This is a genomic window from Argonema antarcticum A004/B2 (genome assembly GCF_023333585.1).
GTDB classification, from domain to species: Bacteria; Cyanobacteriota; Cyanobacteriia; order Cyanobacteriales; family Aerosakkonemataceae; genus Argonema; species Argonema antarcticum.
Window position 1 is genome coordinate 52,799 of record NZ_JAIQZN010000037.1, and the last position, 15,025, is coordinate 67,823.

Annotated in this window: 18 protein-coding genes; 7 read left to right on the top strand and 11 right to left on the bottom strand. The window is 43.6% G+C overall.

Annotation, left to right across the window (positions count from 1 at the left end; all coding sequences use genetic code 11):
- Positions 1-535 precede the first annotated feature (535 nt).
- The gene (locus LAY57_RS17130) at positions 536-2,266 is read right to left on the bottom strand and encodes an NAD(P)/FAD-dependent oxidoreductase (protein WP_249067998.1); all 1,731 of its coding nucleotides are present in this window, start codon (positions 2,264-2,266) and stop codon (positions 536-538) included.
- Between the two features lie 273 nt (positions 2,267-2,539).
- Here LAY57_RS17130 and LAY57_RS17135 point away from each other — a divergent pair, with 273 nt between their 5' ends.
- From LAY57_RS17135 to LAY57_RS17145, 3 genes are read left to right on the top strand one after another with little or no spacing between them, the layout of a single operon-like run.
- Positions 2,540-3,775 (top strand): WD40 repeat domain-containing protein, encoded by a 1,236-nt coding sequence (locus LAY57_RS17135; RefSeq protein WP_249067999.1) that lies wholly within the window; start codon positions 2,540-2,542, stop codon positions 3,773-3,775.
- Complete coding sequence (locus tag LAY57_RS17140; protein ID WP_249068000.1) at positions 3,772-4,047, top strand: hypothetical protein; 276 nt, start codon at positions 3,772-3,774, stop codon at positions 4,045-4,047. Before LAY57_RS17135 ends, LAY57_RS17140 begins: the two co-directional genes overlap by 4 nt.
- Before the next feature lie 18 nt (positions 4,048-4,065).
- A complete protein-coding gene (locus tag LAY57_RS17145) occupies positions 4,066-4,632 on the top strand; it encodes a Uma2 family endonuclease (protein ID WP_249068001.1) in 567 nt (188 codons plus the stop codon).
- A 3-nt stretch (positions 4,633-4,635) separates the two neighbouring features.
- Here the strand turns inward: LAY57_RS17145 and LAY57_RS17150 are convergent, their stop codons facing one another.
- From LAY57_RS17150 to LAY57_RS17170, 5 genes are all read right to left on the bottom strand, one after another.
- Positions 4,636-4,929 carry a hypothetical protein gene (locus LAY57_RS17150; protein ID WP_249068002.1) on the bottom strand — a complete coding sequence of 98 codons (294 nt, stop codon included), beginning with the start codon at positions 4,927-4,929 and terminating at the stop codon, positions 4,636-4,638.
- A gap of 46 nt (positions 4,930-4,975) precedes the next feature.
- A complete protein-coding gene (locus LAY57_RS17155; RefSeq protein WP_249068003.1) occupies positions 4,976-5,293 on the bottom strand; it encodes a Tse2 family ADP-ribosyltransferase toxin in 318 nt (105 codons plus the stop codon).
- A 249-nt stretch (positions 5,294-5,542) separates the two neighbouring features.
- A complete protein-coding gene (locus tag LAY57_RS17160) occupies positions 5,543-5,917 on the bottom strand; it encodes a DUF1257 domain-containing protein (RefSeq protein WP_249068004.1) in 375 nt (124 codons plus the stop codon).
- An 85-nt stretch (positions 5,918-6,002) separates the two neighbouring features.
- Positions 6,003-6,416: a DUF1257 domain-containing protein gene (locus LAY57_RS17165; RefSeq protein ID WP_249068005.1), complete on the bottom strand. Its 414-nt coding sequence runs from the start codon at positions 6,414-6,416 to the stop codon at positions 6,003-6,005.
- 74 nt (positions 6,417-6,490) lie between these two features.
- The gene (locus LAY57_RS17170) at positions 6,491-8,116 is read right to left on the bottom strand and encodes a Ycf46 family AAA ATPase (protein ID WP_249068006.1); all 1,626 of its coding nucleotides are present in this window, start codon (positions 8,114-8,116) and stop codon (positions 6,491-6,493) included.
- Between the two features lie 259 nt (positions 8,117-8,375).
- Here LAY57_RS17170 and LAY57_RS17175 point away from each other — a divergent pair, with 259 nt between their 5' ends.
- Positions 8,376-10,079 carry an ABC-ATPase domain-containing protein gene (locus tag LAY57_RS17175; RefSeq protein WP_249068007.1) on the top strand — a complete coding sequence of 568 codons (1,704 nt, stop codon included), beginning with the start codon at positions 8,376-8,378 and terminating at the stop codon, positions 10,077-10,079.
- A gap of 139 nt (positions 10,080-10,218) precedes the next feature.
- On the opposite strand, the gene LAY57_RS17180 is transcribed toward LAY57_RS17175, so the two are convergent.
- Both LAY57_RS17180 and LAY57_RS17185 read right to left on the bottom strand, forming a co-directional pair.
- A complete protein-coding gene (locus LAY57_RS17180; protein WP_249068008.1) occupies positions 10,219-10,722 on the bottom strand; it encodes a hypothetical protein in 504 nt (167 codons plus the stop codon).
- Positions 10,719-10,976, bottom strand: coding sequence for a hypothetical protein (locus tag LAY57_RS17185; protein ID WP_249068009.1), 258 nt, complete (start codon positions 10,974-10,976; stop codon positions 10,719-10,721). The genes LAY57_RS17180 and LAY57_RS17185 overlap by 4 nt, the downstream gene beginning before the upstream one ends.
- Before the next feature lie 253 nt (positions 10,977-11,229).
- Between LAY57_RS17185 and LAY57_RS17190 the strand changes: the two genes are divergently transcribed.
- Positions 11,230-11,670 (top strand): secondary thiamine-phosphate synthase enzyme YjbQ, encoded by a 441-nt coding sequence (locus LAY57_RS17190; protein ID WP_249068010.1) that lies wholly within the window; start codon positions 11,230-11,232, stop codon positions 11,668-11,670.
- A 105-nt stretch (positions 11,671-11,775) separates the two neighbouring features.
- Entirely contained in the window at positions 11,776-11,979 is a 204-nt protein-coding gene (locus LAY57_RS17195) for a hypothetical protein (protein WP_249068011.1), read from the top strand.
- A gap of 148 nt (positions 11,980-12,127) precedes the next feature.
- Here LAY57_RS17195 and LAY57_RS17200 read toward each other — a convergent pair whose 3' ends face one another.
- A complete protein-coding gene (locus LAY57_RS17200; RefSeq protein WP_249068012.1) occupies positions 12,128-12,562 on the bottom strand; it encodes a putative quinol monooxygenase in 435 nt (144 codons plus the stop codon).
- A 12-nt stretch (positions 12,563-12,574) separates the two neighbouring features.
- Positions 12,575-13,156 (bottom strand): antibiotic biosynthesis monooxygenase, encoded by a 582-nt coding sequence (locus tag LAY57_RS17205; RefSeq protein ID WP_249068013.1) that lies wholly within the window; start codon positions 13,154-13,156, stop codon positions 12,575-12,577.
- A 180-nt stretch (positions 13,157-13,336) separates the two neighbouring features.
- On the opposite strand from LAY57_RS17205, the gene LAY57_RS17210 reads away from it, so the two are divergent.
- Complete coding sequence (locus LAY57_RS17210; protein ID WP_249068014.1) at positions 13,337-13,678, top strand: winged helix-turn-helix transcriptional regulator; 342 nt, start codon at positions 13,337-13,339, stop codon at positions 13,676-13,678.
- Positions 13,679-13,778: 100 nt separating this feature from the next.
- Here the strand turns inward: LAY57_RS17210 and LAY57_RS17215 are convergent, their stop codons facing one another.
- The gene (locus tag LAY57_RS17215; protein ID WP_249068015.1) at positions 13,779-14,525 is read right to left on the bottom strand and encodes an SDR family oxidoreductase; all 747 of its coding nucleotides are present in this window, start codon (positions 14,523-14,525) and stop codon (positions 13,779-13,781) included.
- Positions 14,526-15,025: the final 500 nt, after the last annotated feature.

The window sequence follows — 15,025 nt, forward strand, 5'->3', positions numbered from 1 at the left end:
CAGAAAATTAACTGAAGTCATTTTGGCAAAATTATAAAATTTGACCTATTTACTTATAAGGCGAGTTGATTGGATTGTAAATTTGCATAATAAAGCGATTCTTTTTTACTTACAGCGGTTCCCGCTGTAATGAGGTACACTAAATATTCTGTAGCGGTTTGTAATAAATTGGTCTACTAATTACTACTGTACCTCATAAGAGCGGGAACCGCTGTATCTTTTAGCTTAGCAACAAAGTGTGAAAAACTAGAGAAGACACAAATATAAGTAATATCATTTCCGGTTGCATCGGTAGCGTAAGCGTGATGCGAGAAATTGTCTGTGGTCATCGAGAGTTAAATTTTTACCACAGATGTAGGCGCTTCGCCTTCCCGTAGGGTAGACAGATGAACACAGATGAACACAGATAAGAGAGTTATTTTTTTTAGACAACCGATGCCACCGGACATGATATAAGGGAAATGTCGATCGCACTCCAAAAAAGAGCGATCTCCTGTTGGCAAGCGATCGCACTTCTTAATTTTTCAGATCGGATCTAACGAGCTAGAGCTAACATTGGTTCCTTAACCTGGACACATTTCCTTAGCGGTTCCCTGATGTGACTGAAATCGCGGGGTTGTGTTTTGGGTTCAAACAGTCCTTCTGACTCCCATTTTTTGGGGTCTAAACCCATAGCCCAAGCATTCACCCACATCGACTTTGGAAACTTGGATAGCATTTCGGGCATTGTATCCTCGACTGCTAACAAGAAGATTGAGATAGCCAATGCCTCGCAATCGTCTAAGTTTGGCATCCGATCGTCAATCAGCTCTTGCTCAGTTGTGGTGGATTTTAAATTACGCTGACGGATTTCCATCAAAAAGGGCAGCCCTTTCCAATAATCTAAAAACCCAAAGTCCAGCCGCCGCAAGGACTTTGCTCGCCACTCCAGAAGCAACCCCTCCATCCGTTTGTCTAGCTGTATTGCTGGATGATCGACACCTACGTAAGTTTTGGGTGTTTTTCCTGGATCGAGAAAGTCAGGATTAAATACCAGCGGCGAAACGAAAGACGATCCTACCGCAATATTCCAGATGTTTTTCATTCCCATCACGACGCCGTGGTCTGTATAGGAATAGTTATTGTGAATGCTCTCGCTCAAACCATCATTTTGGCCGATGTAAAAATTACTAGCCTCTTCTACCATTTCCTCAGTTAGCTTGCCCTCACGGTCAAGTCTAATCATGTGAGTTTGTAAGGTATTTGCGTAGGAAATTAAATCGGAACCAGGCGAATATAATGGATCGGCAAAAACGGCAGCTTCCCCTACACAACCCCAGCGATTTATCGAGAATACTTTCGTACTGGAGTAGCTGTATCTTGGCATTTTCTTAAAGTCGATCACCTCTCTTCCTTTGAGGTTTTCTGCCACTACAGGTTCGTTCCTTTCTAACCACTCGAATGCTAGTTCTTGTGTATGAAATTCACTAAAAGGCTGAAATTCTTCACTTGCCACAATCCCAAGGCTGGTGTGGTTTGTAGCTAGGGGAATTAGCCAGACCCAGTAGCCACGACCGCACAAATGATTTGTGGAGTAATAGCGGTTATTATTGGGAACGCGATCGTGCCATTCTTTTTCTGTGCTTGGCACAAAATCGCTGATATCAACACGACCTTTTACGCGGAACCACGCCGCATTAAATTTGGGATCGTTGGGTTTTGCTAAACCGAGTTTCCTTTGGATATAACGGCGACGCCCCATTGCGTCAACTACCCAACGAGCGCTAATCGTTTTATATTCTTTGCTATCTTGCTGGATGTAAACAATTTGGTGCGGTTCTTCGAGATTTTCGGAAATATCAATGTCTTTAACTAAACAATTTTCTAGGACTTCTATGCCCATCTCTTTGTTGAAGAGACGCAGATCGTTCTCAAGTTTACCGCGATCTATTTGATAACTTCCGGGCTTGGGAGGAAAATCGGAAATACCAAATTCGGGTCGCTTGTGAAGTTCGCCTTTTGTGTTTCCGTAGAAATACCGAAGTCCGAGTTTAGGTAAATGCTCTCTCTCGAAGTACTCTTCTAATTGGAGAATTTGACCGAAGTAGTAAGCGCCATCGTAAACTGATGATTCTCCAACTTTAAACGCTGCTTCTGGTAGGGGATAAGCATCTTTGTCTAGTACTACAACCGAAAGCTCAGGCATAGTTAGCTTTAGTTGTCGTGCCAGAGTCGATCCTGCTAGACCTCCGCCGCAAATTACAACGTCATATATCTTTTCGTTCATTTAAAAGTTTCTCCTTCTTTTAGCTTTCATTATGGTGTCACAAATCACTTAAAATTGCCATAGATACGAAGAGTAATTAAACCTATTCCTACTTTTCCTACTTTGAGGATGCAGCATAAGGAAGTTTGCTACTACTTTTACTACTCTGAGATAGAAAAGAAGGAAGCTTAATCTTTTTTTTACTTTCACTAGGTAGCGATCGCACTCCCATCCCATACCCATTTCTCTTTCCCCACGTCATAATACAAAAGGTACTACAACACCGAAAGTACAATGGCACACAACCAGCCCAGAGCCTATGATGTCGTCTTAGGCAGTCAAACCCCTACTCCTGTCGGTGCAGCCGTTTTGGGAGGAATAGCAGGCGTGAAGCGGCGCTTAAACAGTGCGATCGCAGCCCAAAGAGTGGCAGCCCTCCAAGAGACGAGCAAATATGGGGAAACTGGTTTAGAACTGGTGTTTTCCGCCTTGAGGGATGAATCGTGGCAAGTTCGGCAAACTGCTTACTTGCTACTACAAGATTGCGAGTATGATATTTTACAACAAGTTTTACAAGAACACAACCCTTATCAATTGTTTGGGTGTTTGCACAGATATCCTACAGCCAACTTCACTACTTATGCTCTGACTATCTCTCCCAACGGACAAACGCTCATCAGTGGTGGGAGTGACAAAATTATTACGGCCCGATCGCTCTACACTGGCAGAATCATCCGCACCCTCAAAGGACATACAGAAGGAGTAAAATCCCTTGCTATCAGTCCTTCTGGGCAAACTCTTGTTAGTAGCAGTTGGGATAACACCGTCAAAGTTTGGAACTTACAAAATGCTGGTAATTATATCCCAAGTATCCCACAAAGTAAAACGCTCGACAATGGATTGCTATACACTCTCGTTCCCCATTTCGAGGCAGTTAATTGTGTTGCGATCGCACCTGATGGCAAAACTCTGCTCACTGCCAGTGAAGATTATACCATAAAATTGTGGAATTTAGCAACTAAAAAAATACTTGCCACTTTATCTGGACATACAGATGGAGTAAAATCCATTGCTATTAGCCCAGATGGAAAGATTTTAGCCAGCGCCAGTGCTGACTCAACTATCAAATTGTGGAATTTATTCACAGGTGAATTATTGCATACCCTCACCGGACATTCAGAGTCGGTTAAATCTGTAGCAATTAGTCCAGATGGAAAAATTATCGTTAGTGGCGGACAGGATAAAACAATTAAGCTGTGGAACTTGCAAACGGGAGAATTATTACGCACTCTCACCGGACATTGGGACGAGGTGAACGCTGTTGCTATCAGTCGAAATGGATACAGTTTTCTTAGTTGCAGTCGCGATGAAACAATTAGATTGTGGCATCTGCGGACGGGAACGCAAATGCACATTTTAGAAGGACATAATAATGCCGTTGCTACAGTTGCAATCAATCCCGATGGCGACAAAATTGTTAGCAGCAGTTGGGATCGAACAATTAGAGTTTGGGGAGTGCGAGGAGTATGAAAAAGCGATCGATAAATTCCAGTAATAATGCGATCGATCCTAAATCTTTACAACCAGACCAAGATGTTGCTACCATAAAACTGGTTGACTACGCTCTTAGTCTCGTTAGAAACTCTTCCCGAAAAAACAGGATTAAGCACTATCTGTTTTACGGGACATCAATCCAACGGAATTATGCAGCACTTTACTTCAAGCGGATTAAAGATACAGAAGTCTTAACCGAAGCTGTAAAACACCGTAGGAGCGATCGAGTTCAGGCATTTTCTAAGTGAAACAAGGAGACGGTAACAATGATTGTAACCCAGAAAAAAACATACAGCTTTGAAGAATATCTTGCCTATCACGACGACACTGACCTCAAGTATGAACTGTTTAATGGAGAGTTAATACCCATGCCCCCAGCCAGCGGAATACACGCTCTGATTATGGTATTTCTGTACGATATTTTTAAGGCAGAAATCCAACGCTTAGGTTTAAATTGGCTCGCCATACCGAATAGCGTAGGCGTTCGCACTGCTGAAAGAAAATCCAGAATTCCAGATTTAGTAATTCTCTCAGAAATTCAACGAGAATCAATCAGAACGATGTCTTCTGCTGTCTTAGAATCTTCTCCTATACTAGCCGTGGAAATTGTGAGTGAAGGAAACCCCCAAGATGATTACCGCTACAAACGCTCTGAATATGCGGTGCGAGGAATTCCTGAATATTGGATTGTCGATCCGATTAAGTCCAAAATTTCTATATTGTTGCTAGTTGAAGGATTTTACGAGCGAACAGAGTTTACAGGAAATCAAACAATTTTGTCGGAGACTTTCCCAGAATTAACGTTAACTGTTGAGCAAATCTTGGCAGCATAAGAGTTAGGCTTGATGTTTGGCAATTAATTCCCGTACAGCAGGAACTAGCTCTGTGGGAATCTGCATCGTTGTTTTGGTATTATTCTCCACAGTTTTGTCGTAAATTTGTCGCTCGGAGTGTAATGCTTTGGGCGGCTTCCATTTATCCAGACTTTTTACTAAGTCTTTACGGAGAGCCTCTAAAAAATAATAATCATTGCCTATTTCAGAAGCCTCATCTTCATCCACATCTTCGATAACCGCGAGACGTTCTTTGTATGCCTTCATCTGATATTCGATCGCATCAATGATAAACATTGTTGCTTTATATGATAGCTCCATGTGAAGTTCCTTATGGTAATGGTCAACCCACTCTGTAGAAAGATGCGCCTATAAGTCGAAGCGCAGCTTTGTATAAGTCCATCGGCATCGTTTCACTCGGTTCCCATACCCAGTGATCGCTGTAGTCATTAAGCAATCTCAGTTCAGGCGGAATGTCAGTTCCCAGATCTAATTTCCACCAGTTTTTCCCCACTCCAGGAGTGGCAAAAGTCGAAATTCCACTTGGTATTTCTCCTTGTGAAGTAGCTTTGACCCAGAGTTGCCCGTTATGTTCATAGGTAATATCATGTCCGGTTGCATCGGTAGCGTAAGCGTGATGCGAGAAATTGTCTGTTGTCATCGAGGGTTAAATTTTAACCACAGATGAAGACAGATGAACACAGATGAACACAGATAAGAGAGTTATTTTTTTTAGACAACCGATGCCACCGGACATGATATAATAACGTCTCTGGAGCGGACATTATCCATTTTAGGGGAACTAGCGTTTCCCTGACGATATAGATCGAGTGGTGTTTTAAACATTCTTGAACGTAGGCTGACCAACTAAATGCTAAGGACTAGCATAATTCGTCGATCAGCCCGATCGCTACACCCACCTAGCCACAACTACCCGCACCGTTCCATCTGACAGAGTTTCTTCCTCCTCAACATTAAAACCTTCCGCTTGTACTGTCGCCATTAAAGTTTTGTGAGCGTACTTTTGGGTAATTGAATTAACAAACTGTTGCTGATTAATCCTCGCTCCCCAAAAATCTGCCACCAATTCATAATTTTCACCATCGCGGCGAAAACCCAGATCGTAACCATTCGACTGGCGAATCACATATTCAGCCTCAGTTTTATCGCCATTATATCCTCGTACAAACGCATTGCGATCGACCTGATACCCCAATTCCTCCAAACACTCATGCAGAATTTCGGCGTTTTTGATTTGGACTTTAATTGTGGTGAAATGAGACATGAAATATTCTCCATTTAATTTCAAATTTGAGATATCCGATCGCAGATTTAAGGCGACATTTTTTCATCTGCAATCGGCAATTCTTTTACACCCAGCGTCCTACCAATACCCGAATCGTACCATCCGCTAAAGTTTCTTCCTCTTCAATGGTAAACCCTTGTTCCGGTACTGTCGCCATCAGTACGTGATAGCCGTAGCGCTGAGTTAATTGGTTCAACCATTGTTGGGAATATTTGTAGGCCCGATCGTATGAAGAAATCACAGCTTCATAGCTGTCATCCTCCTGCTTCTTGAAGCCGATATCGTTGCTTGCGGAACCCAGGTATTGGCGGCGGATAACCACTTCTGCCGTTTCCTCCCGTAAATCGCCCTGAAAACCATAAAGTTTTTGGGCTTCTTCGTGAACTTCAACCTTATCTTTGAAACCCACATCTTCTAACGCCTTCACCAGCGCGTTAATATCTCTGATCTCTGTTTTGATGGAAGTGAAATGGGACATGACTTTAACTCTCCTTAGTTAATTTCAAATTTGAGATTTAAAATTGCAAATTTAATTCAATTTACAATCATTTTTCAATCACCTTCTAGTGGCTTAATACCTTTTTGGATGGTAAATTGCTTCAATTCCTCCATTAATCGAGTATCGTTAGAAGCCGTTCTGGCACCCGCTTCCGCAGCCCAGCGCTTCAATTCCTCAATTTGGTGACGTGCGATCGCAGCCAGAGGCACTGTCTCCTCAATCGATCGCAAAATATCTATAGTAGTAAAATCTTGCCTTTCTCTGCCAAACGCCCGGTACATAGCATCCACAATTACTTGCTCGATTTCCGCACCGCTGAAATTCTTCGCACTTCTAGCCAACAACGACAGATCGAACTCCCGCATCCGACTGGGGCGCAACCGCTGCAAATGCACTTTAAAAATATCCATTCGCTCCACTTCCGTAGGCAAATTCAAAAAGAAAATCTCATCAAATCTCCCCTTTCGCAACAACTCAGCAGGCAAAATTCGCACATTATTCGCCGTCGCCACAATAAAGACTGGCGTCGTTTTCTCCTGCATCCAAGTAATCAAACTACCGAATACACGGCGAGAAGTTCCCGAATCTCCATCCACGCCAGCAGAGATATTGCCAAACGCTTTATCAATTTCATCAATCCATAAAATGCAGGGAGCAATAGCTTCAGATATTTGAATCATCTGTCGCACGCGACTTTCGCTTTCCCCCACTATTCCACCAAACAATCGCCCAGTATCTAAACGCAACAAAGGCAAGCGCCATTCGTTTGCGATCGTTTTAGCTGAAAGCGATTTACCAGTACCTTGAATCCCAACAAGTAACACCCCTTTCGGATTAGGAATGCCGTATTTTCTTGCCTCTTCACTAAAAGCATCTTGCCGCATCCGCACCCACTGCTTCAGATTTTCCAATCCCCCAACATTTTTAAGCGATTCTCTTGTAGTGAAAAACTCTAATATTTCTGTTTGGCGAATTGCTTGCTTTTTCTCCTCTAGCACTCCGGCAATATCTGTGTCATCTACTTGTTGTTTCGCGGCTAAAGCTTTAGCTAATACGCGCCCAATTCTGGCTCGACTCAACCCCTGACAAGCTTTAATTAGTTGTTCTTTAGCTAACCCGCTCACTTTCAGCTTTTCTGGAACCACTAGCTGGCTAATCAGATAATTAATTTCTTGTACGTCTGGTAAAAGAAAGTCAATCACCGTTGTTTCTTCTCTCAACTCTGTTGGCAATTCCAGCGTGTGAGAAGTCAGAATTAAAGTTTGGCGATTGCGCTTTAAGCTGCGCGTTAAATTTCGCAACTCCCTGACTATTGGCGCATTTTTATCTGTGTAGGGATTTCTCAAAACCGGGTGCAAATCCCGCAGCACAAAAATAGTCGCTTCTTGTCCGGTTGCTTTGCCAATTCTAGCTAACGCCGCTATGACAGAGCCTTTATCGGCACCATTGTCATCCCAACCGCGCACGATATCCCAAAACAAAAGTTTCCGTTTATTTTGCTGTTCGGCTACTTGGTGCAGCACTTCCTCAACAGGTTCTTCTTCGGCGGCGACAATGTACAGCAGTGGGTAACGCGCTCGAATCATTAGATCCAGCTGTTGTATTAATGCTGTATGGGGAGCATTTTGTCCGCCTAATACGGCAGCAGATGCTTCTGGTTGCTGCGGATTTTTGCTCATCTTATCTTCCCTTCACGCGCTAGTTGACCCCGCACGCCGCTCCTGCATAATACAAACATAAGTATTATTGTAGTATGACATATTCAACGTAATATGGCTACGGTACGGTATGGGTAAGCCCATACGCATACTGAAATTAGCATAACTTCATTCAGAGAGGGTGGGTATTCCGGTGTGTAAATCTTAAAACAGAGATCTTGCACCTTTCTCAACAAGAGGCAGAGCCTCCAGATTCATACAGATAGCGATCGCTTTATTTATGGCTAATCAAGAAAAATTGCGTCAGCAGCTACTACAATTAGATGGTCGTGGTTATAAAGCTTACCGAGATACTGAAGGAAGCTACGAATTTCCCGACTTCACTTTATCGATCGATCGCACTCAGGGAGATCCATTCGCCTCCCCCAGTCACGTGCGGGTAAAGGTTTCGGGGGAAATCGCTGGTTTTCCCCATCAACTATATCAAACCAAAAGCCGTGCGATCGCACTGCGCGATTACCTAACTCGTCAGTTTGATAGCTATGCCCATAGTATCAGCAAGAGACGCGGCACCGGAAACAGCGGTTTAATTGGAATTGTCCGCACAGGACAAGAAGTTTTAGAACGCAGTTCTGTTTTAATCGACGATGAATTAGTTGAAGTGCGGTTTGTTGTCGGTTTACCCGCAGGTGGGCGACGCATCTTGGGGCTACAAGCTGTCGAAATGCTATGCGAACAAATACCGCAGCTTGTTGATCGAACCCTTAAATATTATCACCTAGATCCTCAAAAAATTCAACATCACGTAGAAACAGTTGAGGATGCAGATTGGTTGAGGCAGCAATTAGCAGAACGCGGTTTAGTTGCTTTTATTCCCAATGGTGCAATTTTACCACGACGCAGCGGCGTCGATGACCAACCTTTGCAAGATAACCCGATAGCATTTCGCTCGCCAGAATCATTACAAATTGAGTTCGATCGACCTAATTTCGGTATAATAACCGGCATGGGTATACCGGCTGGTATAACTTTAATTGTCGGCGGTGGTTATCACGGTAAATCCACATTATTGAGAGCGATCGAATTAGGAGTTTACAATCATATTCCCGGAGATGGTAGAGAATTTGCGGTAACGCATCCAGCAGCAGTAAAAATTCGTGCGGAAGACGGGCGAAGTATTGTCGGCGTCGATATTTCTCCTTTTATTAACCATCTTCCCCAAGGCAAATCTACAACGGATTTTTCCACTACTAATGCTAGCGGTAGTACATCACAAGCGGCAAACATTATCGAAGCGTTAGAAGCTGGTGCAAAAGTGCTGCTGGTGGACGAAGACACCGCTGCTACCAATTTTATGATACGCGATCGGAGAATGCAAGCCCTCATCGCTAAAGATAAAGAACCGATTACCCCATTTATTGATAAAGTGCGACAATTATACGTTGAATTTGGCGTTTCTACTATTTTAGTAATGGGCGGTAGCGGTGATTATTTTGAAGTAGCGGATACAGTAATTGCCATGCAGGATTTCCAACCGGAAGATGTGACAGTAAAAGCAAAAGCGATCGCACAACAATTTACATACCAACGCACTCCCGAAGGTGGCGATAACTTCGGACGAATTACTCCTAGAATACCCCTACCGGAAAGCATAGATCCCAGCTATCGACACAAACAAGTGCGCCTCAAAGTGCGGGATGTAGATGAGATGGTTTTTGGTAGCGAAGATATCAACTTGTCAGCAGTTGAACAAATCGTGGATACAGCGCAGTCGAGAGCGATCGCAGCTGCTATGGTTTATGCAGTGCGGCGATACATAGATAGCAAACGCACATTAGCAGAAATTCTGACTCTTGTCATGGCGGATATCGAATCCCAAGGATTAGATATTTTGACACCTTTCCCTCAATGCGATTTAGCGATTTTCCGCCAATTCGAGTTAGCTGCTGCTATCAATCGGTTGCGATCGCTTGGCGTGCGTTAGGCATATTCCTTGATTTAAAAAACCGCAGATGAACACAGATAAAGTTATCTTCATATGTGTTCATCTGTGGTGAAAAAATATTTAGACAAATTTCCCAGGCTGAGTCTGAGAACGAGTTCCGCTCAACAACAGTTATAGCTCAAGAATAAACAGGACTTTGCTCTTTCAATTCTAACGTATCCAAATTTAGAATTAAACGGTTTTCATCGATTAATCGAATTACCAAATCAGAGCGATTGACTGTCATATCTGCTGCAATTTCTGGCAAACCCTCAAGACAGCGAATCGAGCGATCGGAATTATTGAAAAGTAAAACATCGAGTTCGGTAAGAACAACAATAGAGTCATCTAAAGCTAGAATTTGAAACAGGGGAGTATGCAGCGATATGGATAGACAAATGTGACCATCTTGCAAGTCAATTGCTGCTAACCTTTGATCGACTCCTACCCAGAGAGTGCGTCCATCTTTTGACAACGTAGTAACTGGCTGAATGATGTGGCTGCTTCTCCAACTTAGTCCGTAATGTTCTAGCTGTTCGCCCAAATCTAAGATAGCAAATTGGTGGGAGCAGTCGTGAACAATGATGTGCCGTACCCCTTCGATTTTATTGAATTCTGCTTGACTAATCGCTTGAATGTTCATGGTTCCTCCAGCGGGTATATCTTGCTAATTAGGGTGGTTACTTCTGGGATTGAGTTCATATCGTTATTGCGGTACAAGTAGCTGATTTCAATTGCTCCTTGCACGTTTGGTTTGCTAATTTCTACTTTTCTAACTATTGTTGTTCCGTAGCGGTCGCGTTTACCTCCGACTTGAGGAGCATTTAAGCCTTGGTGAAAGATTTGTAACAGTCGTTCTCTGCCATCATTATCTTCCTCAATTCCTAATTGACGCAATCCGTTTAAGTTATCGAGCGAACGCCTTTAATTATCTGGACTAGAGGTGATGCGCCCAAAAAAGAAGTAAAATTTGTTTGCTTTAAGAGTAAATCCATCTCCCTGAATGACATCACTCATGCTCTTGGTGTTTTTTTATATTATAATTGCTTGCGGTTTGTAATTTCAGCAATCGACAACTACAAACCATGCCACTATAAGTGATATAATCTGTATCTGTCCAAATCGGTAGGTTTTTCCAGGAATTGACCAAATGCAGATTATAAACGAGATAATTTATCTAGAAACAGAAAAGGGAATTGGCATCTATAACATTACCCCTGAAATCGAGAAACTGCTTCAGGTCAACTCCATCAAAAATGGTCAAGTTTTGGTATTCTCCCGACACACGACCACAGCATTAGCAATCAACGAAAACGAAGAAAGATTGCTAGAAGATGTGAAAGTACATCTGCGAAAATTAGCGCCAGCATCAGATAAATATTTACACAACGACCTGCATTTAAGAAAAAATATCCCTGATGATGAGCCAATGAACGCTCATTCTCACCTCATGGCGATGATGCTAAGCACCAGCGAAGTAATTCCTGTTGTAGATGGACAATTAGCATTAGGAACATGGCAATCTGTGTTATTTTTTGATTTAGATGGCCCCCGGAAAAGGACTGTATTTGTCCAAATAAGCGGGATCTAAACTCCTTTGTAACGGTAAAATTTAGGTAGGCGACAGCTTTTTTGCGAATGAAGCTGAACAATTCGTCTGCCGATCGTCAGAGAGAATGAGAGAAAGGAGATTACTGTGGAAGTTACTGTGAACTGCGCTGAAGCCTGCGTCAATGGCTGCGTTTTGGGCGATAAATGTCCCCATCGGGAATATGTATCAACGGCGTCAAGTTTCATCCAAGAGACTTCGTTGGATAAAATGCTGGAGATGGCTGATGAAGCTGTGAGAAAGAAACGTATGCAGCCACCCCAATGGGTGATTCCCGATTTCCCTGAGTAGCAAAAGTAACTTTAGGGTGCGATCGCGTTGGCGTAGCCTGCGCCTAAGCGCATAGCGTGCGCGTATCGCGTATCGCATTTGGTGAAAAAGTGCGATCGCGGCCTTTCACCTCGCAATTCTTCAGCGATCGCTTCAACGATATTAAAAACTAACTGAGTGAAAGAGGCGTAAGGCTTGGTGCAAGCTCTGGATTGGGTAAAGTGGGCAAAGGTTCTTGAGGTGTTGGCATATCAAGATGTTGCGTGTAAATCACTTGGTAGAGTTGAGGTTCTGCTTTAACAACTAGCCCCTGAAGACGCTTTAAATGGTCAGCAAACTCAGGGCTGTTTCGCATCGCAATATAATCTTCAACAGATGCAAAATTAGCGTAGTTCGCAGCTCGTGTGCGATCGAGGCTAATGTGAAGATTGGCTGTATAGCTGCCTGGAAATTGGCCTTTTAATCGCTTGTACTCGGCAACTTGTGTAGAAACAAACTGCTCAGCTTTGTCAGGGTCGATGGTAAATATATTGATCAGAACAATTCCATCACCGACTCGAATTGGATTGACCGGAAATCCGTTTTCTAGTTGCAGGTTATCCATGAATTCACTCCTTTAATTTGGATTAGATGATTTTTGGGCTGAATGTTTTGGCATGGAAGGATACAGCCATATCTTAAACAATCGCGTTACTTGAGGCATGATGACCCAAGTCATCAACGGCATCATAATGGCAATACTCACGAGTGTCGCTAGCCAAGCAGGTAGTCCATTCGTAATTGGTTTCAGCAGAATTGGCATCAGAGAAATGACTGGATAGATGCCGATCGCGCTGACAATTGCTGTTTTCCATTTAGGCGGTGGCAGCGCATTCGGCACTTCAGGTAGGGTGAACCAGGCTTCTAAACTATTGACCCGAAAAACTTTTGGATCGCCAACAGTCAGTGCATCTGCCCGAGCAATCCAACCCTGGCAGATGGGAGATTCTTCCCACTCTTTCAAATGACCAAAAGTGTCAAAGCGCAGAATGAGTTGCCATTCACCCCGCTTCGTTGTGGGATATAGAACTTCACCTCCCCCATAGCCCGGAAAGGTGCTAGCAGCCAGAATGACACCTCTCACGGTCTCTTCAAATGCAGCTTCATATCCCGGTTTAACATACCGAGTAATGGCTACAATTCCAGTGGGAGCCTGCATAATTCTCTCCTACAAATCCTATCGGCGATCGCACGTCCAATTCCCCGTGACGCACCCGTAACTAACGCTACTTTTCCTTTCAATGACGACATTACCTTTAACACGCTATACTTTTACTGACTTTTTGGGAAGTACTTACTTTTTTGTAAGTTCCGATCGGCTTACCGGGACGTAATACTCATGCAATCAGAACAAGCTGACGGCACACCATTCGTGCAAGCGACCATGAAAGTTTTGGGTGGCAAATGGAAACTCTTAATCCTTTGGCACCTGAAAGACACAGCAAGGCGATACAGCGAATTGAACCGTTTAATTCCTGAAATCACCGAAAAGATGCTGATTCAGCAATTACGCGAACTTGAGCGTGATGGTATTATTAGCCGTAAAATGCTTGCAGAGATGCCTCCAAAAGTTGAGTATGCTTTCACAGACTATGGCAGAACACTTATCCCCGTCTTTAAACTCCTGTGTGACTGGGGACAGTCACATCTGAAACGCATAAACACAGATGGAATAGATTGATTTTGTGTAAATTGTCGTTTTTTTCCTACCTACTCAAATGATAGAAAATGCTGGGGCAACTCGTCTGCCGCGTAAACTATTGGGGCATCTCTACTGCTGATTACTGACTTGAACTAGGCAACATCATCGCCACTGCTTTTTCAAGCGCCTTGGGATCTCTGAGCAATTGTGCTGCCATTTGTTTCGCCTGTTCACCAGGGTAAACCTCCTCAACGCCATCAATCAAAGCTTGTAGGGCATCGCTGACCACTTCTTCTGGTGACACTTTGGGGTCGGGATAGGATTTGCCCATGCCAATATCAATGGTTCCAGGCAAGACGGCAATCACCAAGGTTCCTTGCGATGCTAACTCTGCTCGCACTCCTTGAGTGAGAGATAAGGTTGCGGCTTTGGATGCACTATAGCTGCCATTAAAGGGAAGATTGACTCGTGCCACCATCGACACCATATTGACAATGGCACCGCCGCCATTCTGTTTCAGCACGGGTGCAAAAGCACGACACATCATCAATGTTCCAAAGTAGTTAACGTCTATTTCCATACGGGCATGGGATAAGTCTGGCGCGGCGATCAATCCCTGATTGAACCCAACCCCAGCGTTGTTGATCAGTAGGGTAACGTCTTGACATTGTGCGGCTACCTGGCTGACGGATTGTTCATCTGTAATATCGAGAGCAATGGGAATAACGATGTTGGGATTGTCTGCCACTAGCGCTTCCAATGCCTTTGGGCTGCGGGCACCAGCATAAATTTTGGCAGCCCCCTGCGATCGCAACGCTTCAACATAGTATTGACCCAACCCTCCATTTGCCCCGGTTACAAGCGCAATTGAATTTGCAATGTCCATGATGTCTCCTAATTGATAAAAAGCCTACAAAATGCCAGCATTCACTTGAATCATTTGTCCGTTCACCCATCCCGCATCCTCATCAGGCTGATATCTGATTGAATCGCGATCGCCTGCACCTCATTGCTCTGAATAGTTGCAACCACTGCTTCCTTAGCCTACCTAAAACGATGAACGTTGACCTTTAACACGCTATACTTTTACTGACTTTTTGGGAAGTACTTACTTTTTTGTAAGTCCCGATCGGCTTACCGGGACGTAATACTCATGCAATCAGAACAAGCTGACGGCACACCATTCGTGCAAGCGACCATGAAAGTTTTGATACTTGCTACCCCAAGGATGAATGCAAACTTGGGAGTAGAAGCAGAATGACCAGCTTTAAGACTTGCCGATATTACAGGTGCAGCACGCAGTTGTGTGGGCTCTCCCGTACCTATGGTGATAAGTGAAACTTATTTAAATAAGCAAGCTAATAGCTTCTCTCGTAAAGATTGAAA